Below are 20,805 nucleotides of genomic sequence, written 5' to 3'. Positions count from 1 at the left end.
CTTGCGGGGGCACACCGTGTGAGTACGCAGGTGTGCGAGAGAATGTCGGCATGGAGATGCCGAGGAGTGAACGGTCGCAGGACAGCCCCCCGCACGTCCTGATCGTGGGACAGGACGGGACGGCGGTCGGCGGCGCCGATGACGAGTCGCGCGAGGTTCCGGTGACGGAGATGGTCGAACAGCCCGCCAAGGTCATGCGGATCGGCAGCATGATCAAGCAACTTCTGGAAGAAGTCCGCGCCGCCCCTCTGGACGAGGCCAGCCGGGTCCGTCTGAAGGACATCCACGCGGCGTCGGTGAAGGAACTCGAAGACGGCCTCGCTCCGGAGCTGGTCGAGGAACTGGAGCGCCTCTCACTGCCGTTCACCGAGGAGGCCATCCCCTCCGAGGCGGAACTGCGGATCGCGCAGGCGCAGTTGGTGGGCTGGCTGGAGGGTCTCTTCCACGGGATCCAGACGGCCCTGTTCGCGCAGCAGATGGCGGCGCGAGCCCAACTGGAGCAGATGCGCCGGGCCCTGCCGCCGGGCGGATCGCACGAGGACGACGAAGACGGCCCGCACGGCGCGGTCCGCTCCGGCCCCTACCTCTAGGCCGCCCCGCCTGGCACCGTCGTCGGAACGCCCGCTTACGTCAGGTAAGCGGGCGCCCCTCCGCCTAACGATGCACAGCACCGGCCGCCACAGCCCACCACCTCCGGGCGCCCCCCTTGCGGCACGGCGCCCGGGCGGGCACCCGTCCCTCCAACCCAGCCGCCATCCGAAGCATGAGCCCGGGCACGACCCTTGAGGCGCGGGGCTCGGGCGGCGCCCGACCCCACCAGCCCCGCCGGCGTCCGAAGCATGAGCCCAGGCACGACCCGGCGCGTTGAGGCACGGGGCTCAGACCGCACCCGGCCCCGCCAGCCCGGCCACCGTGCGCAGCACGGGGTTGGGGCAGCGCCCCAACCCTCCGCCCGGCCGCAGTGCGCAGCACGGGCCGGACGGCACACAGCCGCCCCAGCCCACGGGCGCTTGCGAAGCGAGCCGCGCAACACCCCGCACACCACCCCTCTCCGGAATCTGAGACGCGTGCCCGGGTGGTACCCCCAACCCACCCCGACACCCCTTGCGGCACGGGCCCGGGCAGATACCGGGAGCAGCACCCCGCCGCCCCTTGGGGCGCGGGACCGGGCGCGGAGCGGCACCGCCGGCCCCGTCGGCGTTTGAGGCGCGGGGCCGGGCAGGGGCCCGGGAACGGGGGGAGGGTGGGGCGGGGGCTCCGCGCGGCGGTCCACTGGGCCCCGCGCCCGGCAGGGTAAGGGCGTCGTAAGGGGGAGCCGACGGCCCCCACATGGGCCCCGCATACTCGGGACATGAGCTACGACGCGATCGTCCTGGCCGGCGGCGCCGCCCGGCGCCTCGGCGGGGCCGACAAGCCCGCCCTGCGGGTCGGCGGCCGCGCCCTGCTGGACCGGGTCCTCGACGCGTGCGCCGACGCCGGGACCACCGTCGTGGTCGGCGGCCGCCGGGCAACGGCCCGCCCGGTGCGCTGGGTCCGCGAGGACCCGCCCGGCGGCGGCCCCCTGGCCGCGCTGGACGCCGGGCTGCGGGCGACGACGGCCCCGCTGGTCCTCGTACTCTCCGCCGATCTGCCCTTCCTGGACCGGGACACCGTCCGCGCACTGCTCGCCGCCGACGGGCGGGACGGGCCGGACCGGCCGGACGGGGCCCTCCTGCGGGACCCCGACGGCCGGGACCAGCCCCTGGTCGCCGCCTACCGCGCCGAGCCCCTGCGCCGCGAGATCGCCCTCCTGGCCACCGAACACGGCACCCTGCACGGCCTCCCCCTGCGCGCCCTGACCGCCGAGCTCGACCTCACCCCCGTCACCGCCGCCGCGCCGCTCGCCTCGTTCGACTGCGACACCTGGGAGGACCTGGCGGCGGCCCGGGCCCGGATCAGGGAGCATGGGACCGTGCTGGAGCAATGGATCAACGCCGCCAAGAACGAGCTCGGCATCGACGTCGACGTCGACGTCACCGCCCTGCTCGACCTCGCCCGTGACGCCGCCCACGGCGTCGCCCGGCCCGCGGCTCCGCTGACGACCTTCCTCATCGGCTACGCGGCCGCCCGCGCCGAGGCCGAAGGCGCCGACCCCGCCCGGGCCGTCACCGAGGCCTGCCGCAAGACCGCCGCCCTGGCCCTGCACTGGGGCGACGAAGCACAGCCCGCCGATCCCGAGGAGAGCGGCTCCGGATGACCCGTACCGACGCCGACGGCGCCCTGGACGAGGCCCTCGCCCTGGTCAGCCGCGATGCCCGCGCCCACACCGCCGGCGGCCACCGCGCCGCACCCTGGCCCGCTGCCCGGGAGGCGGCCGTCAGGGCCGGCTCCGGCGTACGCGGCCGCACCCACCGGGTACCGCTCGCGGACGCCCACGGCGAGGTGCTGGAGGCCCCCCTGGAGGCCCTCAGCGACCTGCCCTCCTTCGACACCTCCGCCATGGACGGCTGGGCCGTCGCCGGACCCGGCCCCTGGCACGTCCGCAGCGGCGGGATCCTGGCCGGTACCGAGCCGCCCCCGCCCCTCGCCGACGGCGAGGCCGTACGGATCGCCACCGGCGCCCGGGTCCCCGCCGACACCAGCGCCGTGATCCGCAGCGAGCACGCCCGCGAGGCCGGCACCCAGCTGTACCCGCAGCGGGCCGTGAGCACCGGCCAGGACATCCGCCCCCGCGGCCAGGAGTGCCGCTCCGGGGACCTGCTGCTGCCCGTCGGCTCCCTCGTCACCCCGGCCGTGCTCGGCCTCGCCGCTGCCGCCGGGTACGACGAGCTGGTCACCCGGCCCCGGCCCCGCGTGGAGGTCCTGGTCCTCGGCGACGAGCTGCTGACCGGGGGCCGCCCCCATGACGGCCTCATCCGTGACGCCCTCGGCCCCATGCTCGGCCCCTGGCTGACCCGGCTCGGCGCGGAGGTCACCGGCACGCGCCGGCTCGGCGACGACCCGGCCGGGGCCGAGGCCCTGCTCAAGGCCGTCACCGGCTCCACCGCCGACCTGCTGATCACCACCGGCGGCACCGCCTCCGGCCCCGTCGACCACGTGCACCCCGTGCTGGCCCGGGCCGGCGCCGAGCTGCTCGTGGACGGGGTCGCCGTGCGCCCCGGGCACCCGATGCTGCTGGCCCGCATCGGCGACCGGGCGGACGGCCGGCACCTCGTCGGCCTGCCCGGCAATCCGCTGGCCGCGGTCTCGGCGCTGCTGACCCTCGCCGAGCCCCTGCTGCGCGCCCTCGCGGGCCGGCGGCAGCGGCCGCGCTACACGGTGCCGGTGCAAGGCGACGTGCCCGGCCACCCGTACGACACCCGGCTCGTCCCGGTGCTGCTGACCGACGAACACGCCGTACCGCTGCGGTACAACGGCCCTGCGATGCTGCGCGGCGTGGCCGCCGCCGACGCGCTGGCCGTCGTACCGCCGCACGGCGCACGATCCGGGCAGGACCTCGAAGTCCTCGACCTGCCCTGGGCTTCGGGGGGATGTTTCACGTGAAACTTCACGGCCAGGACGCCATGGCGCGCGGCGCGGACGAGAAACTCGTCTCGCGCCGCATCAAACTGCCCAGACGCATCGTCGAAAAGCCGCTGCGGCAGGTCGGCCTGCGCCTGTTGATGGCCCTGTTCGTGCTGTTCCTGACGGTCCTGATCGTCTGGCTCGACCGCGCGGGGTACCACGACAACGCGAACGATCAGGTCGATCTCCTCGACTGCTTCTACTACGCGACCGTGACCCTGTCCACGACGGGCTACGGCGACATCGTCCCGTACAGCGACAGCGCGCGGCTGGTGAACATCCTGCTGATCACGCCGCTGCGCGTGCTGTTCCTGATCATCCTGGTCGGCACCACCCTGGAAGTGCTCACCGAACGCACCAGGGAAGAATGGCGGCTGAGCCGCTGGAGGAAGAACTTGCGCGAGCACACGGTCGTCGTCGGCTTCGGCACGAAGGGCCGCTCGGCGCTGCAAACCTTGCTGGCCACGGGCCTGAGCAGGGAACAGGTCGTCATCGTCGACCCCAGCTCCAAGGTCATCGACATCGCCAACGCGGAAGGGTTCACGGGCGTGGTCGGCGACGCCACCCGCTCCGACGTCCTGCTCCGCGCGGAGCTCCAGAAGGCCCGTCAGATCGTCATCGCCACCCAGCGGGACGACACGGCGGTGCTGGTGACGCTGACGGCACGCCAGCTCAACCGGGGCGCGAAGATCGTCGCGGCGGTCCGCGAGGAGGAGAACGCGCCGCTGCTGAAGCAGTCCGGCGCGGACGCGGTCATCACCAGCGCGAGCGCGGCCGGCCGCCTGCTCGGCCTGTCGGTGCTCAGCCCCAGCGCGGGCACCGTGATGGAGGACCTCATCCAGCAGGGCAGCGGCCTCGACCTGATCGAACGGCCCGTCAACAAGGCGGAGGTCGGCCGGAGCGTGCGGGAGACCGACGACCTGGTGGTGAGCGTGCTGCGCGGGCACCGGCTCCTCCCGTACGACGACCCGCACGCCAGCCCGCTCCAGCTGACGGACCGTGTGATCACCATCGTCCGCGCCCGGCCCCCGGTGGCACACGTGCCGCTCGGCCCGGCGGAGTAGCAGCGCCGCCGGGTCGCGTACTGGGCCGCACGGGCGGGTTCGCGTAGCCTCCGGGCCATGCATGCGATCACCATCGAGCAGCCCGGCGGCCCCGAGGCCCTCGTCTGGGCCGAGGTACCCGATCCGGTGGCGGGCGAGGGGGAGGTGCTCGTCGAGGTCGCGGCGAGCGCCGTGAACCGCGCCGACGTCCTTCAGCGGCAGGGGTTCTACGATCCTCCGCCCGGCGCCTCGCGCCACCCCGGCCTGGAGTGTTCCGGGCGCATCACCGAGGTCGGTCCGGGGGTGTCCGGCTGGTCGGTGGGCGACGAGGTGTGCGCGCTGCTGGCCGGAGGCGGGTACGCGGAGCGGGTCGCCGTACCGGCGGGGCAGTTGCTGCCGGTGCCGCGGGGCGTCGACCTGGTGACGGCGGCCGCGCTGCCGGAGGTCGTCGCGACGGTGTGGTCCAACGTGTTCATGGTCGCCGGGCTGCGGCCCGGCGAGACCCTGCTCGTGCACGGCGGTTCCAGCGGGATCGGCACGATGGCCATCCAGCTCGGCAAGGCGGTCGGCGCGCGGGTGGCGGTCACGGCGGGCGGCAAGGACAAGCTGGCGCGCTGCGCCGAGCTCGGCGCGGACGTCCTGATCGACTACCGCGAGCAGGACTTCGTGGAGGAGCTGCGGTCCGCGACGGGCGGGGCCGGGGCGGACGTGATCCTGGACATCGTGGGCGCGAAGTACCTGGCGCGGAACCTGGACGCGCTCGCGGTCAACGGCCGGCTCGCCGTGATCGGGATGCAGGGCGGGGTGAAGGCCGAGCTGAACCTGGGCGTCCTGCTGGCCAAGCGCGCGGCGATCACCGCGACCTCGCTGCGGGCCCGGCCGCTGGAGGAGAAGGCGGCGATCATCGCCGCCGTACGGGAGCACGTGTGGCCCCTGGTCGCGGCCGGCCGCGTGCGCCCGGTGGTGCACGCGACGTACCCGATGGCCGAGGCCGCGGAGGCGCACCGGGTACTGGAGTCCAGCGCCCACGTGGGCAAGCTGCTGCTGAAGGTCTAGTGCCGTGCCCCGGGGGCACCCACCGCGCCCGGAGGGGTGGTGCCGTCCGGGCGGGGTGGGGGTCCCGCCCGGACGGGCTCTGTGGGCTGCTCTACAGGCTGCGGAGCAGCACCGACGGGGATTCCACGCAGTCGGCGACGTAGCGCAGGAAGCCGCCCGCCGTACCGCCGTCGCACACCCGGTGGTCGAAGGTCAGCGACAGCTGAACGACCTTGCGGACGGCCAGCTCCCCCTGGTGGACCCACGGCTTGGGGATGATCCGGCCCACGCCGAGCATGGCCGCCTCGGGGTGGTTGATGATCGGCGTGGAGCCGTCGACGCCGAACACCCCGTAGTTGTTCAGGGTGAACGTCCCGCCCGTGAGGTCCGACGGGGCCAGCTTCCCGGCCCGGGCGAGCTCGGTCAGCCGGGCGAACTCGGCCGACAGGGACTCGGGACTGCGGTGCTGCGCGTCCCGGACCACGGGGACCATCAGTCCGCGTTCGGTCTGCGCGGCGAAGCCGAGGTGCACGGCGGGGAGCCGGACGATCTCGTTCGCCGCGAGGTCTACGGTGGAGTTGAGCTCCGGGTAGCGGGCGAGGGCGGCCGTGCAGATCCGGGCGAGCAGTGCGAGCACCGAGATCTTCGGACCGTCGACGGCGTTCATGGCGGCGCGGGCGGCCATCAGTTCCGTCGCGTCGGCGTCGACCCAGCAGGTGGCCTCGGGGATCTCGCGCCGGCTGCGCGAGAGCTTCTCGGCCACGGCCCCGCGCAGCCCCTTGAGCGGGATCCGCTCGCCCTGGACGGCGGGCCGGGAGGCCACGGCGGGCGCGGCGGCCGGCGCGGCCTGAGCGGCGACGGGGGTGTCGGGGGCCGTCCGCAGGGCGGCCTCGACGTCGGCCCGCAGGATCAGGCCCTCGGGTCCGGAGCCGCGCAGCGCCCGCAGGTCCACCCCGTTGTCCCGGGCCAGCTTGCGCACGATCGGGGAGATCACCGCCACCGGCCCGAGTGCCACGGGGGCCGCCGGGGCCACGGCCACGGGAGCAGCAGCGGGGGCGGCCTGCACGGCAGAGGCAGAGGCAGCAGCGGCGGCAGTGGCGGCAGTGGCGGCGGCAGCCGGACGCACCCGGCGGCGGCGCGCCGGCCGGGAGTGGTCCGTGCCGTAGCCGACCAGGACGTTGCCCGAACCGGACGCCGCCTCCGACGGCTCCGGCTCCGGCGTCGTCCCCGAGCCCACCGCGACGGTGATCAGCGGAGCCCCGACCGGGAGCTCGGTGCCCTCCTCGCCGAAGCGGGCGGTGACCACGCCCCCGTACGGGCAGGGGACCTCCACCATCGCCTTGGCGGTCTCGACCTCGACGACCGGCTGGTCGATCTCGACCACGTCGCCCACGGCCACCAGCCAGCGCACGATCTCCGCCTCGGTCAGCCCCTCCCCGAGGTCGGGCAGCTTGAACTCCAGTACCTGCGGCATCAGTTCTCCCACTGCAGGCGGGCCACGGTGTCCAGGATCCGGTCCACGCCGGGCAGGTGGTGCTTCTCCAGCATCGGCGGCGGATACGGGATGTCGAAGCCCGTCACCCGCAGCACGGGCGCCTCCAGGTGGTGGAAGCACCGCTCCGTCACGCGGGCGGCGATCTCCGCGCCCGGCCCGCCGAAGCCGCCGGCCTCGTGGACCACCACGGCGCGCCCGGTGCGGCGTACGGACGCGACGACCGTCTCCTCGTCGAACGGGACCAGCGACCGCAGGTCCACGACCTCCAGGTCCCAGCCCTCCTCGCGGGCCGCCTCGGCCGCCTCCAGGCAGACCGGCAGCGAGGGCCCGTAGGTGATCAGCGTGGCGCTCGTGCCCGCCCGGCGGACCAGTGCCTTCCCGATCCCCGGCACCTCGGCCGGCGCGTCCGGCGACCACTGCGCCTTCGACCAGTACAGCCGCTTCGGCTCCAGGAAGACCACCGGGTCGTCGCTCGCGATCGAGGCGCGCAGCAGTCCGTACGCGTCCTCGACCGTCGCCGGGGTGACGACCGTCAGCCCGGGCGTGGCCACGTAGTACGCCTCGGAGGAGTCGCAGTGGTGCTCGACGCCCCCGATGCCGCCGCCGTACGGGACACGGATGGTGATCGGCAGGGGCATGGCGCCCCGCGTGCGGTTGCGCATCTTCGCCACGTGCGAGATGAGCTGTTCGAAGGCCGGGTACGCGAACGCGTCGAACTGCATCTCCACGACCGGCCGCAGCCCGTACATGGCCATGCCGACCGCGGTGCCGAGGATGCCGGCCTCCGCGAGCGGGGTGTCCGTCACGCGGTCCTCGCCGAACTCCTTCACGAGGCCGTCCGTGATCCGGAAGACCCCGCCGAGCGCCCCGACGTCCTCGCCCATGACGTGGACGGTCGGGTCTTCGGCCATCGCGTCGCGCATGGCCCGGGTGAGGGCCTGCGCCATCGTCGCGGGCTTCACCGCCTGCTGTGCCACCGTGCTCACGCCTCGTCCTCGGCTTCCAGTTCGGCGCGCAGCAGCTCGGCCTGCTCGCGCAGCCGTCCGGTCTGCTCCGCGTACACGTGCGCGAACAGGTCCATGGGGTCCAGGACCGGCTCGGCGTTCATCCGCTCGCGCAGGTTCGCGGCCATCGCCTCGGCCGCGTCGCGGGCCTCCCGGATGCCGGCCTCGTCGAGGATCCCGCGGGCGGTGAGCTCGCGCTCCAGCAGTTCCACCGGGTCGTGGGCCTTCCAGGCCTCCACCTCGGCGTCGGTGCGGTAGCGGGTCGCGTCGTCGGCGTTCGTGTGGGCCTCCATCCGGTACGTGACGGCCTCGATGAGGGTCGGTCCGCCGCCGCTCCGGGCCCGCTGGACGGCCTCGGTGAGGACCTCGTGCATCGCGGCGACGTCGTTCCCGTCGACCAGCCGGCCGGGCATGCCGTAGCCGACGGCCTTGTGGGCCAGCGTCGGGGCCGCGGTCTGCTTGGCGAGGGGGACGGAGATGGCGAAGCCGTTGTTCTGGACCAGGAAGACCACCGGGGCCTGCCAGACGGCGGCGAAGTTCAGCGCCTCGTGGAAGTCGCCCTCGCTGGTTCCGCCGTCCCCGACCATGGCCAGGGCGACGACCTCGTCCCCGCGCAGGCGGGCGGCGTGCGCCACGCCCACGGCGTGCGGGAGCTGGGTGGCGAGGGGGGTGCACAGCGGGGCTATCCGGTACTCGCGCGGGTCGTACCCGGTGTGCCAGTCGCCCCGCAGCAGCGTGAGGGCCTGTACGGGGTCCAGTCCGCGCGCCACGGCCGCCAGGGTGTCCCGGTAGCTCGGGAAGAGCCAGTCCTGCTCCTCCAGGACCAGCGCGGCCGCGATCTCGCAGGCCTCCTGGCCGACGGTGGACGGGTACACGGCGAGACGGCCCTGCCGGGTCAGCGCGGTGGCCTGCGCGTTGTAGCGGCGGCCGCGCACGAGCTCGGCGTAGTACCGGCGCATCAGCGCCGGGTCGAGGCGGTCGGCCGCCTCGGTGCCCAGCACCCGGTACGGCTCGGGGTCCGGAAGCAGCGCGGCTGCGTCCGTACGGGGCCTCCAGGCGGGCGGCGGGGTGGCACGGTGGGACGCACCGGCACCGGGCAGCTCTTGGACCGTCATGGCGGCGTACACCTCCTCATGGGAAGCGGGCAGGGAGTGCCCCGGATGTGAGGCCCCTCACCAACCGATTGTTCGGTTGTCCGCGCAATTTGGCTACAGGCGACTCCAGGCTGTGGACAAACTGGCGCCGGGGCCGTGGGATGGGTGCAGGACGTCCAGGAGAGGGAGGCATCGGGCAATGCCGGATGAACAAATGGCCGGAGCGGGTTCCGCACCGGTCCCGGCGGGGAACGCCCCGGGCGTCCCTCCGGTCCCTCCCCGCCCGCTGGATCCGATCGACCGGTCGATCATGCGGCTGCTCCAGGCGGACGGCCGGGCGTCGATACGGTCGGTGGCCGAGCAGGTGCACGTGTCGCGGGCCAACGCCTACGCGCGGATCAACCGGCTCATCGACGACGGGGTGATCCGCGGGTTCACGGCCCGGGTCAACCACGAAAGGGCAGGTCAGGGCGCATCCGCCTATATCACCCTGAAGATCGTCCAGAACTCATGGCGGACGGTGCGCGAACAGCTGCGCGAGCTCCCCGGGGCAGCGCACATCGCACTGGTCAGCGGGGACTTCGACGTCCTGCTGCTCGTCCACACCCCGGACAACCGGACCTTGCGCGAGCTGGTCCTGACCCGCCTCCAGTCCATCCCGGAGGTCCTGTCCACGCGCACCCTGCTGGTCTTCGAGGAGACGGACCTCCTGGACCCGGGCCCGGCGGCAGGCCCGGCGCTCACAGAGGACTGACTCCGGTACGACTGGTACGACCGGGTGAGCGGCGGTTACCGAGCGTCGGTAACCGACCGGCGGTCACGGAGCCGCGGTCAAGGAGCCGCGGTGCGCAGGCCGTCGAAGGCCATGTGGACGACCGCGTCGGCGAGCTGGCCGTGGTCCGCGCCCGGGTGCGGGCGGTACCACTCGACGAGGGAGTTCACCATGCCGAACAGCAGCCGGGTGGCGAGCCGGATGTCCACGTCCGCGCGCAGGTCCCCGTCGGCCGCGGCGGCCTTCAGCAGATCGGCGACCTGGTGGTCGAACTCGCGGCGCCGCTCCAGCGCCCAGCGCTCGGTGCGCGTGTTGCCCCGCACCCGCAGCAGCAGCGTCACGTAGGGCAGTTCGCCGAGCAGCACCTCGACCGTCCGCCGGGTGACGTACTCGACGCGTTCGACCGCCCGGCCGCGTACGGCGCCCGGCTCGTCGAGGACGGCGAACAGCCCGTCCAGGGCGCGGCTGACGGCCCGCAGCAGCAGCTCCTCCTTGCCCGCGACGTGGTGGTAGATGGAGGACTTGGAGATCCCGGCCGCCTTGGAGAGGTGCTCCATCGAGGTGCCGTCGTAGCCGCGCTCGTTGAAGACCTGGACGGCCACGGAGAGCAGGGTCTCCGGTGTGTACGTGTCCCGCCTGGCGGTGGTCATCGGGCGTCCTCCCCGTCGTCTTCCGCACCGGCCGCGTAGCCCAGCTTGAACAGCGCCAGCGAGGGCGCGTAGCGGCCGCCGGGACAGCGTTCGTCGAGGTGGTGCAGCAGGTCGTAGGCCCAGTCCCGGCCGAGCCGGTCGTGCCACGCGGCCGGGCCCATCGGGTAGTTCACGCCGAGCGTCATCGCGGTGTCGATGTCCTCGGCGGCCGCGACCCCGCGCGCCACGGCGTCGGCGGTCAGGTCGATCAGCATGGCGACGGTCCGGGCGACGATCATGCCGGGGACGTCACCGATGACGGAGACCTTCTTGCCGAGCTTCTGGAAGAGGCCGACGGCCTCGGCCAGGGTCCGCTCGGTGGTGTCCTCGCTCGCCGAGAGCGCGATCCGGGTGGCGCCCCGGTAGTCCAGGGCGAGGTCGAAGTAGACGACATCGGCGAACTCGACCGAGGTCTTGCCGTCGGCGAGCACCAGCTGGCCCTCGCCGGGCAGCTGGATGTACGGACCCCCGTGCTCGGTGGCCGTCACCGCGATCCCGGCCTCCTCGATGAGGTCGGCCAGGGCCGCGGCCGGTCCGAGGTCGCCGACGACGGTGACCTTGTCCGGGGCCTCCTCGGGGCCCGCCGTGTGCGGTTCCGGGGCCTTGGCGCCCTCCCCGTACGGGAACCAGCCCTGCCCGGACTTGCGGCCGAGGCGGCCCGACTGGACCAGCCGGCGCTGGGAGAGGGAGGGGGTGAACTTGGGGCTCCGGAAGAAGGACTCCCAGACGGAGCGGGTGACGGCCTCGTTGACGTCCTGGCCGATCAGGTCGGTGAGCTGGAAGGGGCCCATCTTGAAGCCGCCGCTCTCGCGGAGCACGGCGTCGATGGTCGCCGGGTCGGCGCCCTGCTCCTCGTGGACCGCGAAGGCCTCCGCGTAGAAGGGGCGGGCGATGCGGTTGACGATGAAACCGGGGGTGTCGGCGCAGCGGACCGGGGTCTTCCCCCAGCCGAGGACCGTGGCGTGGGCGCGCTCGGCGGCCGCCGGGTCGGTCGCGTGGCCGCTGACCACCTCGACGAGGGGCAGCAGGGGCGCCGGGTTGAAGAAGTGCAGGCCGAGGAAGCGGCCGGGGTGCGCGAGGGCGCCGGCGAGCTCGGTGACGGAGAGGGAGGAGGTGTTCGTGGCCAGCAGCGCGTCCGGCGCGACCACTCCTTCGAGTGCCGCGAAGAGGGTGCGCTTGACGGCGACGTCCTCGACGACGGCCTCGATGACGAGGGCCGCTCCGGCGAGGTCGGCGAGACCCGCCGCCGCGCCGATCCGGCCGATGGCGTCCTCGGCCTCGACGCGGTCCAGGCGGCCCTTGGCGGCCATCCGCTCGACGCGGTCGCGCACGAGGCCGGCTCCGGCTTCGGCGAAGGCGGGGTCGATGTCGTGGATCAGCACGCGGTGACCTGCGAGGACGGCCACCTGGGCGATGCCCTGCCCCATGGTGCCCGCGCCGACGACCGCCACAGTGCGGGACCGCTCGATTGCTGTCATGTCCTGATCCTCCCGCACCGACTTATCCACAGGCCTGCCGGGCCCTCTTGTCCCGACCGATCGTTCGGTTACTCTAACTCCAGTCTGCTCTCCTTCGCCCGGCTCAACGAGGAGTTGGTCCCTGATGGCCGCCGAGCTCACCGTCCCCCAGCTGTCCGCCAAGCACCGGCCCACCCTGGACCAGGCCCTGTCGGCGATCCGCAGCCGCGCCTACTGGTCCCCGCATCCCGAGCACCCCAAGGCCTACGGGGAGACCGCCCCGGCCGACGGCCTCGCCGCCTTCGAGGCCGTCCGCGGCACCCGCTTCGACCTCGGCCAGCCCGGCACCGACGGCTGGACGGGCGGCGAGGTGTCCCCGTACGGCCCCGAGCTGGGCGTCGAGTACCCGCACGCCGACCCCGACGTGCTGCTGCCCGCGATGCGGGCCGGCATGGGCGCCTGGCGGGACGCGGGCCCCGAGGTCCGCGCGCTCGTCTGTATCGAGATCCTGGCCCGGATCGGCGCGCGGACGCACGAGTTCGCGCACGCGGTCATGCACACCAGCGGCCAGGCCTTCATGATGGCCTTCCAGGCGGGCGGCCCCCACGCCCAGGACCGCGGTCTGGAGGCCGTGGCCTACGCGTACGAGGAGCAGACCCGGGTCCCCGGCCAGGCCGACTGGTCGAAGCCGCAGGGCAAGCGGGACCCGCTGGAGCTCGGCAAGACCTTCACGGCCGTCCCCCGCGGCGTCTCGCTGATGATCGGCTGCAACACCTTCCCCACCTGGAACGGCTACCCCGGCCTGTTCGCCTCCCTGGCCACCGGCAACCCCGTACTGGTCAAGCCGCACCCGCGGGCCGTCCTGCCGCTGGCCCTCACCGTCAAGGTGGCCCGCGAGGTACTCGCCGAGGCGGGCTTCGACCCGAACCTGGTGGCCCTCGCCGTCGAGCGGCCGGGCGAGGGCATCGCCAAGACCCTCGCGCTGCGCCCCGAGGTCCGGCTCATCGACTACACCGGGTCGACGGAGTTCGGCGACTGGCTGGAGACCAACGCCCGGCAGGCGCAGGTCTACACGGAGAAGGCGGGCGTCAACACGGTCGTCGTCGACTCCACCTCCGACTACAAGGGGATGCTCTCCAACCTGGCGTTCTCCCTGTCCCTGTACAGCGGCCAGATGTGCACCACCCCGCAGAACCTGCTGATCCCGCGCGACGGCATCGAGACGGACGCCGGCCACAAGTCGTACGACGAGGTCGTCGCCGACCTGGCCGCCTCGGTCGGGGGCCTGCTGGGCGACGACGCCCGCGCCAACGCCCTGCTCGGCGCGCTGGTCAACCCGGACGTCAAGGCCCGGCTGGAGGCGGCGGCCGCCCTCGGCGAGGTGGCCCTGGCCTCCCGCGAGGTGGTCAACCCGGAGTTCCCGGACGCGGTCGTGCGCACCCCGGTCATGGTGAAGCTGGACGCCGGCAAGCCGGACCCGGACGCCGCCTACCTCTCCGAGTGCTTCGGCCCGGTGTCCTTCGCGGTGGCGGTGGACTCCACGGCCGACGCGCTGGAGCTGCTGCGCCGTACGGTGCGGGAGAAGGGCGCGATGACCGTGGGCGCGTACACCACGTCCCCGGACACCGAGCGGGCCATCGAGGAGGTCTGCCTGGAGGAGTCGGCGCAGCTCTCGCTGAACCTGACCGGCGGGGTCTACGTCAACCAGACCGCGGCCTTCTCCGACTTCCACGGCTCGGGCGGCAACCCGGCGGCCAACGCCGCGCTGTGCGACGGGGCGTTCGTCGCGAACCGCTTCCGCGTGGTGGAGGTCCGCCGCCAGGCGTAGCCGGCCCTCCCGCCCGGCCGCACCTTCCGGCCGGGCGGATCCGGCCGCCGGGCGGTCCCGGCCGGGCGGTCTCCACGGCTCATGCCGAGAGGCGACCCGGCGGGCCGTCCGCTCCGGCGTCCGAGCCCGCCGCCGCCTCGAAGGCGCGGGAGGATCCGTCGGTCTGGGCCAGCCTGCGCAGGGCCGCGAACATCGCGTCGCCCAGGACCGTACCGACCACGACCGTCTCGATCAGGTCCTCCCGGGCGGCCCGTCGCCCGACGTACTCCAGGTCCGCGCGGGCCACCCCCTCGGCCGCCGAGGCGTAGGCGTCGAGCACCTCCGCGAAGCCGCCGTGCCCGACCCGCGCCAGCGCGGCCAGGGCCGCCGTCAGGGCCTGTCCCGCCGGGCTGTCCGCCGAGGAACGCCAGCCGCGCGCGTCGAGCAGCCGCACGACCCGCTCCCGGGCCAGGACCGCCTCCGCGTCCGGCCCCCCGTCGCCGCCGCGGTCACTTCCGTACCCCGGCACCAGCCGGTCGGCGGCCGCGCCCAGCAGTTTGTGCACCGACCGCTGCTTGTCGTCGACGGCCGCGAGGACCTCGCCGATCGCCGCGAGGGACAGCCCGCCCACTTCCAGCAGGGCGCGGATGAGCCGTAGCCGCCGTTCGTGGTCATCGCCGTAGCTCGCCTGGTTGGGGCTGCTCAGCTCTCCGGCCGGCAGCAGTCCTTCCCGTACGTAGTACTTGATCGTCGGCACGGGCACACCGGTCCGGCCGCTCAACTCTCCGATGCGCATCGTGCGTTCACTCATCTCTGCTTGCCAGCTCCCCGCCCATCATAGATAGTGGCACTACCAGATAGCGGCAAGTGCCGCTATCCATCATGCTCCTGTGGGGGGGAAAGCATGTCCTCGTCCACCTCGTCCACCCGGTCCACCTGGTCCATCTCGTCTTCCTTACGCACCTGGCACCGGCCGCTGACCGTCTTCGCCGGGGTGATGGTGGTGTGGGCCGCGGGCTCCGCCGTCGGACTGCTCGTCGACGACCGCGTCCTCCTGGGCGCCCCGATCTGGGCCAAGCCCTTCAAGTTCGCCGTCTCGTTCGTGGGCTACTCGCTCAGCCTCGCCTGGATGATCTCCCTGGCCGGCCGGGCCCGGCCCCGGCTGCGCCGCCCCGCCTGGTGGGCCGGCACGCTCGTCGCCGCCACGAGCGCCGTGGAGATGCTGCTCATCACCCTCCAGGTCGTCCGGGGCAGGCAGAGCCACTTCAACCAGGCGACGCCGCTCGACGCACAGCTCTACAGCGCCATGGCGCAGACCGTGGTGGTGCTGTGGCTGGCCACCCTCGCCGTCGCCGTCCTGCTCTTCCGCGCCCGCGTCGCCGACCGGGCCACCACCTGGTCGATCCGGATCGCCACCGTCCTCGCCCTCGCCGGCGCGGGACTCGGCTTCCTGATGACCCGGCCCACCGACGAACAGCTCGCGACCGACAACGCCCCCCTGGGTGGGCGCGCACAGCGTCGGAGTGCCCGACGGCGGCCCCGCCATGCCGCTCACCGGCTGGTCGACCACGGGCGGAGACCTGCGCATCCCGCACTTCGTCGGCATGCACGCGCTCCAGCTGCTCCCGCTGCTCGTCCTCGTGCTCGCCGCCCTCGCCCCGCGCTTCGCCCGGCTGCGGGCGGAGCGGGTCCGGCTGCGCCTGACCCTGGTGGCGTCCGCGGTCTACGCCGCGGTGGTCGCCCTGCTGACCTGGCAGGCACTGCGCGGCCAGCCACTGGTCCACCCCGACGGGGCGACGCTCGCCGCGGCCGCGGCGATCCTGGCCGCGGGCGCGCTAGGCGTGCTCGGCGCCCTGCGCTCCGGCCGGGGGGCCGCCCCAGTGGAAGAGGGTCATGGCCACGCTGGTGGCCAGGTTGTAGCTGGAGACCTGCGGACGCATCGGCAGGGAGACCAGGTGGTCGGCACGGGCACGGAGCTCGGGTGAGATGCCGTGCCGTTCGGAGCCGAAGGCGAGCAGGGCGTCGTCCGGGAGGGTGAGGGAGCGGATGTCCTCGCCCTCCGGGTCGAGGGCGTACAGCGGCCCGGCCGGCAGTTCGTCCAGTGCGAGCCGGTCGACCGTGGTCGCGTAGTGCAGTCCGGCCCCGGCCCGCACCACGTTGGGGTGCCAGGGGTCGAGGTCGCCGCGGGTGACCACGCCGGTGGCCCCGAAGCCGGCCGCGAGACGGACGACGGCGCCTACGTTGCCGAGGTTGCGCGGGTTGTCGAGCACCACGACCGGGGCGGGCCTCGGCAGCCGGGCCAGCACGGCCCGTCCCGCCTCCCGGTCGGGCCGGACGGCCAGGGCGGCGACCCCGGTGGGGTGGACGCGGGGCAGCAGTTCCTTCAGCGGGGCCCGGCGCACCAGCCGCGCCACTTCCGGGGCCACGTCGGGAGCCAGCCCGGCGGCGAGGGCGCGTACGGCGTCGGGGTCGTCGGCGACGACCGCCCGGACCTCGGCGCCGAAGCGCAGGGCGTGCTTCAGCGCGTGGAACCCGTCCAGCAGGACGACCCCGTCCCGCCCGGCGGCCTCCCGCCACTGCCGCGCGACGTCATCGGGACTCTGCTGCTCGCTCATGCCCCGACCCTACGACGCCCCGCGCGACCGCCCGCCCACGGCCGCCCGGGCCGCCCCGGCGGGCGTCAGCGCGGTACCGGGCTGGGCTCCGACGGGACCGGCGGCCCGGCGGGCTCCGCGGGCTCCGGGCGCGGCCGGGTCCGTACGGGCCTCAGGGCCGTGGCCCGCGCGCCGAGCCACACCAGGAAGGCCGTCGGCAGGAAGACGGCGTCGGCGGCGATCATCGCCAGCGAGAAGAACGGCAGCCCCAGCAGCACCGCGATCCCCGCGTGCTCCAGCATCATGACCGCCAGCAGCACGTTCTTGACGCGCCGGTCGAACAGGGTGAACGGGAAGGCCACCTGCACCGCCACCGTCCCGTACGACAGCAGCATCACCAGCGTCCCGCTGCCCGCCAGCAGCCCGGACAGCCCCGGCCACGGGGTGAAGTAGTCCAGCCCGAGCGGGTAGTAGAGCGCGGTCCCGTCCTGCCAGCGCGATCCCTGGATCTTGTACCAGCCGGCCGTGGCGTAGATCAGGCAGACCTCCGCCATGATCACCAGCATTCCGGCGTTGTGCAGCAGGTTCGCGAGCACGTCGAGGACGGCCCGGCCCTCGCCCCGCGGCTCGTACCGGTCGACCAGCCACCAGAGCCCGAGCCCCACCCACAGCGCGGCGAAGGCGGCCAGCCAGCCCGTCCCGAACCGTCCGGCCAGCGCCCCGTACGCGAGGACCAGGCCCAGTACGGTCCACAGGACCGGCCCCGCCGCCCCCGCCGAGGCGCTGCCGCGCAGCCGGACGCGGCGCGCGTCCAGCGACCACACCTGCGCGCAGCGGGTGAGCACCAGGTAGATCGCCATCAGGTGGATGACGTTGTCGCCGCCGTCGCCCATGAAGACGCTGCGGTTCTGCAGGGACAGCACCCCGACCATGAAGACCACGGACGTGGCCCGCGTCCGCCAGCCGAGCACCAGCAGCGCGCTCGCGAGCACGGAGACGGCGTAGACGATCTCGAACCAGAGCGTGGAGTCCGACCACATCAGCACCGTGAAGGCACGGTTCGAGGCGGTCAGCCGCTCGGCCAGCTGCCAGCTCCACGGGCTGTCGGGGCCGTACAGCTCGTGCCGGTTCGGGATCTCCCGCAGCAGGAAGAACAGCCAGGTCCCGGCGAAGCCGATGCGGACCACGGCGCTCTGGTAGGGGCCCAGCGCCCGCCCGGTGACCTGCGCCAACGCCCGGGCCGCCCGGGCCCTGGGGCCCGGTCCCGACGGCTGCCCCGGCCGCCCCGGTCTTCCCGGCCCCCTCATACCGTCCACCACGGCAGCTCCCGGTAGTAGGTCTGGGTGTCGGTCTTCTCGGTGCTCCAGCTCGGCGCCGCCACGGCCGTGGTCGCCGAGCGCAGCTGGATCCGCTCGATCCGGTCGCCGTCCCGCCCGCCCCGGGCGAGCCGGTCCAGGGCGATCCTGCGCAGGTACTCCTCGGAGAGCGCGCCGCGGTCGCCGTTCGGGCGCTCGTCCTCGTCGTGGGAGCCCGTGTAGAAGTCCCAGGCCCGGCGGAGCTCGTTCTGCTTCGTGTGGCTCGGCAGCAGGCTGTGCCGGATGGCCGCTCCGTCCTCGGCCGACAGGTCGCGCCAGTCTCCGGTGACGACCTCGCCCGCCGGGGTGCGGACCTCGGCCCGCACCTGCACGGCGATGTTCTGCTGGAGGGGGTTCGGGGCGAAGAGCTTCCAGTTCTGTTCGAACTCGGGGTAGACCCAGCCGTCGACCAGGTCCGCGTGCCGCTTGCTCACCGTGTTGGACGGCGCGACGTGCAGGAAGACGAGCGCCAGGTGCAGGCCTGCGGCGACGGCCACGGCAGCCAGCGCCAGGGCCGCCACGACCCGGTACGGGGCCGACAGGCCGGCTATTCCGGGCGTCCTGGCCGGTGCGTCCCGCTCGGCGGGGGGCGACTCGGCGGGGGGCTCGGCGGACGCCTCGCCGGGCGGGGCCGGAGGGGCCGCGGAAGGCGGAGGAGGCGGCGGAACGACCGGCGGAAGGGCTCCTTCCGCAGGCTCGTGCTCGTTCGAATCCATCCCGCCCCGATCATCCCGCGTCCACAGGGTTGCCCACAGAGGTTGACACCCTACGGGCCGCCGTCTCACCATTGAAGAGGATGAACCGAACGATCGGTCGGTCGGGCGGACGGCAGACTCTGACAGGGAGCCGAGATGGTCGCAGTGACCCCGGAATCGGGCCCGGGCACGGCAACGGCGCCGCGCACGGCGAACGCCGTCGAGGCGGACCTCGGCGCGCAGCTCGCCGCAGCCTTCGACGCCGCCGTGGCGGCGGACGAGCGCGTGGAGCCGCGCGACTGGATGCCCGACGAGTACCGCGCTTCGCTGGTCCGGCAGATGGCCCAGCACGCGCACTCCGAGATCATCGGCATGCAGCCCGAGGCGAACTGGATCACCCGCGCGCCGTCGCTGCGCCGCAAGGCGATCCTGATGGCCAAGGTGCAGGACGAGGCCGGCCACGGCCTCTACCTGTACAGCGCCGCCGAAACCCTCGGCACCAGCCGCGACGAGCTGCTCGACAAGCTCCACTCGGGCAAGCAGAAGTACTCCTCGATCTTCAACTACCCCACCCTGACCTGGGCGGACGTCGGCGCCATCGGCTGGCTCGTGGACGGCGCGGCGATCACCAACCAGGTGCCGATCTGCCGCTGCTCCTACGGCCCGTACGCCCGCGCCATGGTCCGCATCTGCAAGGAGGAGTCCTTCCACCAGCGCCAGGGGTACGAGCTGCTCCTCGCGCTCTCGCAGGGCACCGAGGCCCAGCACGCCATGGCCCAGGACGCGGTGGACCGCTGGTGGTGGCCCTCCCTGATGATGTTCGGCCCGCCGGACGACGAGTCGGTCCACTCCGCCCAGGCGATGGCCTGGCGGATCAAGCGCCATTCCAACGACGAACTGCGCCAGCGCTTCGTGGACATCGCCGTCCCGCAGGCCGAGTCGCTGGGCCTGACCCTGCCCGACCCGGACATCAAGTGGAACGAGGAGCGCGGGCACCACGACTTCGGCGCCATCGACTGGTCGGAGTTCTGGAACGTCCTCAAGGGCAACGGTCCGTGCAACGAGCAGCGGATCAGCCAGCGGCGCAGGGCGCACGAGGAAGGCGCCTGGGTCCGCGAGGCAGCGGCGGCCTACGCCGAGAAGCACACCAGCACCGGACGAGAGGTACAGGCATGACGCAGAACTGGCCCCTGTGGGAGGTGTTCGTGCGCTCGCGCCGCGGCCTCTCGCACACGCACGCGGGAAGCCTGCACGCCCCGGACGCGGAGATGGCCCTGCGCAACGCCCGCGACCTCTACACGCGGCGCGGCGAGGGCATCTCCATCTGGGTCGTGCCCTCCACCGAGATCATCGCCTCCTCGCCGGACGAGCGGGACCCGTTCTTCGCCCCGTCCGCCGACAAGCCCTACCGGCACCCCACCTTCTACGACATCCCCGAGGGGGTGCGTCACCTGTGAGCAGCACCGGCACCGCCCCCCTCACCGGCGTCACGGCCGCGGCCGCGCTCGCCCTCGGCGACGACGCGCTGATCCTCTCCCACCGCCTGGGCGAATGGGCCGGTCACGCCCCCGTCCTGGAGGAGGAGGTGGCCCTGGCTAACATCGCGCTCGACCTGCTCGGCCAGGCGCGCGTCCTGCTGTCCATGGCGGGCGACGAGGACGAGCTGGCCTTCCTGCGCGAGGAGCGTTCCTTCCGCAACCTCCAGCTCGTCGAGCAGCCCAACGGCGACTTCGCCCACACCATCGCCCGGCAGCTGTACTTCTCCTTCCACCAGCACGAGCTGTACGGCGCGCTGGCCGCCGGGGACGGCCCGTTCGCCCCGCTCGCGGCCAAGGCCGTCAAGGAGACCGCCTACCACCGGGACCACGCCGAGCAGTGGACCCTGCGCCTCGGCGACGGCACCGAGGAGAGCCGCCGGCGGATGCGGGCCGGGCTCGACTCCCTGTGGAAGTACACCGGCGAGATGTTCCGGCCCCTCGAAGGGCTCGGCGTGGACCCGGCCGCCCTGGAAGACCGCTGGCTGGCCGCGGTCGGCGGGGTACTGGAGCGGGCCGGGCTCGCCCTGCCCGAAGGGCCGCGTACGGGAGCCTGGGCCGCCGGCGCCGGCCGCGAGGGCCTGCACACCGAGTCGTTCGGACGGCTGCTCGCCGAGATGCAGCACCTGCACCGCAGCCACCCGGGAGCGTCGTGGTGACCGGGACCGCGGCGGCCGCCGGAGCGGT

Annotated in this window: 19 protein-coding genes and 1 pseudogene; 11 read left to right on the top strand and 9 right to left on the bottom strand. The window is 73.8% G+C overall.

All coding sequences use genetic code 11. The features are described 5' to 3' along the window. Positions 1-50: 50 nt before the first annotated feature. The 5 genes from AC07B0_RS15290 (at position 51) to AC07B0_RS15270 (ending at position 5,642) form a co-directional block, all read left to right on the top strand. Positions 51-590, top strand: coding sequence for a bacterial proteasome activator family protein (locus AC07B0_RS15290; protein ID WP_356873370.1), 540 nt, complete (start codon positions 51-53; stop codon positions 588-590). Positions 591-1,351: 761 nt separating this feature from the next. Next, positions 1,352-2,236 carry an NTP transferase domain-containing protein gene (locus AC07B0_RS15285; RefSeq protein WP_469377226.1) on the top strand — a complete coding sequence of 295 codons (885 nt, stop codon included), beginning with the start codon at positions 1,352-1,354 and terminating at the stop codon, positions 2,234-2,236. Next, a complete protein-coding gene (locus AC07B0_RS15280; protein ID WP_469377224.1) occupies positions 2,233-3,522 on the top strand; it encodes a molybdopterin molybdotransferase MoeA in 1,290 nt (429 codons plus the stop codon). Before AC07B0_RS15285 ends, AC07B0_RS15280 begins: the two co-directional genes overlap by 4 nt. Next, positions 3,510-4,607: a potassium channel family protein gene (locus AC07B0_RS15275; RefSeq protein WP_356873364.1), complete on the top strand. Its 1,098-nt coding sequence runs from the start codon at positions 3,510-3,512 to the stop codon at positions 4,605-4,607. Before AC07B0_RS15280 ends, AC07B0_RS15275 begins: the two co-directional genes overlap by 13 nt. A gap of 57 nt (positions 4,608-4,664) precedes the next feature. Then, complete coding sequence (locus tag AC07B0_RS15270; RefSeq protein ID WP_469377222.1) at positions 4,665-5,642, top strand: NAD(P)H-quinone oxidoreductase; 978 nt, start codon at positions 4,665-4,667, stop codon at positions 5,640-5,642. 91 nt (positions 5,643-5,733) lie between these two features. On the opposite strand, the gene AC07B0_RS15265 is transcribed toward AC07B0_RS15270, so the two are convergent. The 3 genes from AC07B0_RS15265 to pdhA are packed head-to-tail and all read right to left on the bottom strand — an operon-like array spanning position 5,734 to position 9,235. After that, on the bottom strand, positions 5,734-7,095 hold the full coding sequence (locus AC07B0_RS15265) for a dihydrolipoamide acetyltransferase family protein (protein WP_478898326.1): 1,362 nt from the start codon (positions 7,093-7,095) through the stop codon (positions 5,734-5,736). Next, entirely contained in the window at positions 7,095-8,063 is a 969-nt protein-coding gene (locus tag AC07B0_RS15260) for an alpha-ketoacid dehydrogenase subunit beta (protein ID WP_356873583.1), read from the bottom strand. The genes AC07B0_RS15265 and AC07B0_RS15260 overlap by 1 nt, the downstream gene beginning before the upstream one ends. A gap of 35 nt (positions 8,064-8,098) precedes the next feature. Continuing rightward, positions 8,099-9,235: a pyruvate dehydrogenase (acetyl-transferring) E1 component subunit alpha gene (gene pdhA, locus AC07B0_RS15255; RefSeq protein WP_356873358.1), complete on the bottom strand. Its 1,137-nt coding sequence runs from the start codon at positions 9,233-9,235 to the stop codon at positions 8,099-8,101. A gap of 178 nt (positions 9,236-9,413) precedes the next feature. Between pdhA and AC07B0_RS15250 the strand changes: the two genes are divergently transcribed. Next, positions 9,414-9,968 (top strand): Lrp/AsnC family transcriptional regulator, encoded by a 555-nt coding sequence (locus AC07B0_RS15250; protein ID WP_467297981.1) that lies wholly within the window; start codon positions 9,414-9,416, stop codon positions 9,966-9,968. 77 nt (positions 9,969-10,045) lie between these two features. Here AC07B0_RS15250 and AC07B0_RS15245 read toward each other — a convergent pair whose 3' ends face one another. Continuing rightward, the gene (locus AC07B0_RS15245) at positions 10,046-10,636 is read right to left on the bottom strand and encodes a TetR/AcrR family transcriptional regulator (RefSeq protein ID WP_356873354.1); all 591 of its coding nucleotides are present in this window, start codon (positions 10,634-10,636) and stop codon (positions 10,046-10,048) included. Further along, the gene (locus AC07B0_RS15240; protein ID WP_478898324.1) at positions 10,633-12,153 is read right to left on the bottom strand and encodes a 3-hydroxyacyl-CoA dehydrogenase; all 1,521 of its coding nucleotides are present in this window, start codon (positions 12,151-12,153) and stop codon (positions 10,633-10,635) included. The genes AC07B0_RS15245 and AC07B0_RS15240 overlap by 4 nt, the downstream gene beginning before the upstream one ends. Positions 12,154-12,277: 124 nt before the next feature. Between AC07B0_RS15240 and paaN the strand changes: the two genes are divergently transcribed. Continuing rightward, positions 12,278-13,960, top strand: a complete 1,683-nt coding sequence (gene paaN, locus AC07B0_RS15235) for a phenylacetic acid degradation protein PaaN (protein ID WP_469377215.1) — start codon at positions 12,278-12,280, stop codon at positions 13,958-13,960. 79 nt (positions 13,961-14,039) lie between these two features. Here the strand turns inward: paaN and AC07B0_RS15230 are convergent, their stop codons facing one another. After that, positions 14,040-14,750, bottom strand: coding sequence for a MerR family transcriptional regulator (locus AC07B0_RS15230; protein WP_478898321.1), 711 nt, complete (start codon positions 14,748-14,750; stop codon positions 14,040-14,042). A gap of 186 nt (positions 14,751-14,936) precedes the next feature. Here AC07B0_RS15230 and AC07B0_RS15225 point away from each other — a divergent pair. Further along, positions 14,937-15,819 (top strand): annotated as a pseudogene (locus AC07B0_RS15225) (hypothetical protein); the annotation flags it as partial. On the opposite strand, the gene AC07B0_RS15220 reads toward AC07B0_RS15225, so the two are convergent. The 3 genes from AC07B0_RS15220 to AC07B0_RS15210 form a co-directional block, all read right to left on the bottom strand. Next, complete coding sequence (locus AC07B0_RS15220; protein WP_467297974.1) at positions 15,775-16,554, bottom strand: TrmH family RNA methyltransferase; 780 nt, start codon at positions 16,552-16,554, stop codon at positions 15,775-15,777. The pseudogene AC07B0_RS15225 and the gene AC07B0_RS15220 overlap by 45 nt on opposite strands. 65 nt (positions 16,555-16,619) lie before the next feature. After that, positions 16,620-17,840, bottom strand: a complete 1,221-nt coding sequence (locus AC07B0_RS15215; protein WP_469377211.1) for an HTTM domain-containing protein — start codon at positions 17,838-17,840, stop codon at positions 16,620-16,622. Further along, the gene (locus AC07B0_RS15210) at positions 17,837-18,604 is read right to left on the bottom strand and encodes a DUF5819 family protein (protein ID WP_469377209.1); all 768 of its coding nucleotides are present in this window, start codon (positions 18,602-18,604) and stop codon (positions 17,837-17,839) included. Before AC07B0_RS15210 ends, AC07B0_RS15215 begins: the two co-directional genes overlap by 4 nt. A gap of 135 nt (positions 18,605-18,739) precedes the next feature. Here AC07B0_RS15210 and paaA point away from each other — a divergent pair, with 135 nt between their 5' ends. The 3 genes from paaA to paaC are packed head-to-tail and all read left to right on the top strand — an operon-like array spanning position 18,740 to position 20,777. After that, on the top strand, positions 18,740-19,759 hold the full coding sequence (gene paaA / locus AC07B0_RS15205) for a 1,2-phenylacetyl-CoA epoxidase subunit PaaA (RefSeq protein WP_356873342.1): 1,020 nt from the start codon (positions 18,740-18,742) through the stop codon (positions 19,757-19,759). Then, on the top strand, positions 19,756-20,040 hold the full coding sequence (paaB, locus tag AC07B0_RS15200; protein ID WP_281209342.1) for a 1,2-phenylacetyl-CoA epoxidase subunit PaaB: 285 nt from the start codon (positions 19,756-19,758) through the stop codon (positions 20,038-20,040). Before paaA ends, paaB begins: the two co-directional genes overlap by 4 nt. Further along, positions 20,037-20,777, top strand: a complete 741-nt coding sequence (paaC, locus tag AC07B0_RS15195; RefSeq protein WP_478898318.1) for a 1,2-phenylacetyl-CoA epoxidase subunit PaaC — start codon at positions 20,037-20,039, stop codon at positions 20,775-20,777. The genes paaB and paaC overlap by 4 nt, the downstream gene beginning before the upstream one ends. The last annotated feature ends 28 nt before the right edge of the window (positions 20,778-20,805 follow it).

The sequence above is a fragment of the Streptomyces sp. NPDC044704 genome (assembly GCF_056433525.1).
Note: the sequence above shows the minus strand (reverse complement) of the source record. Positions and strands in the feature narration are given on the sequence as shown.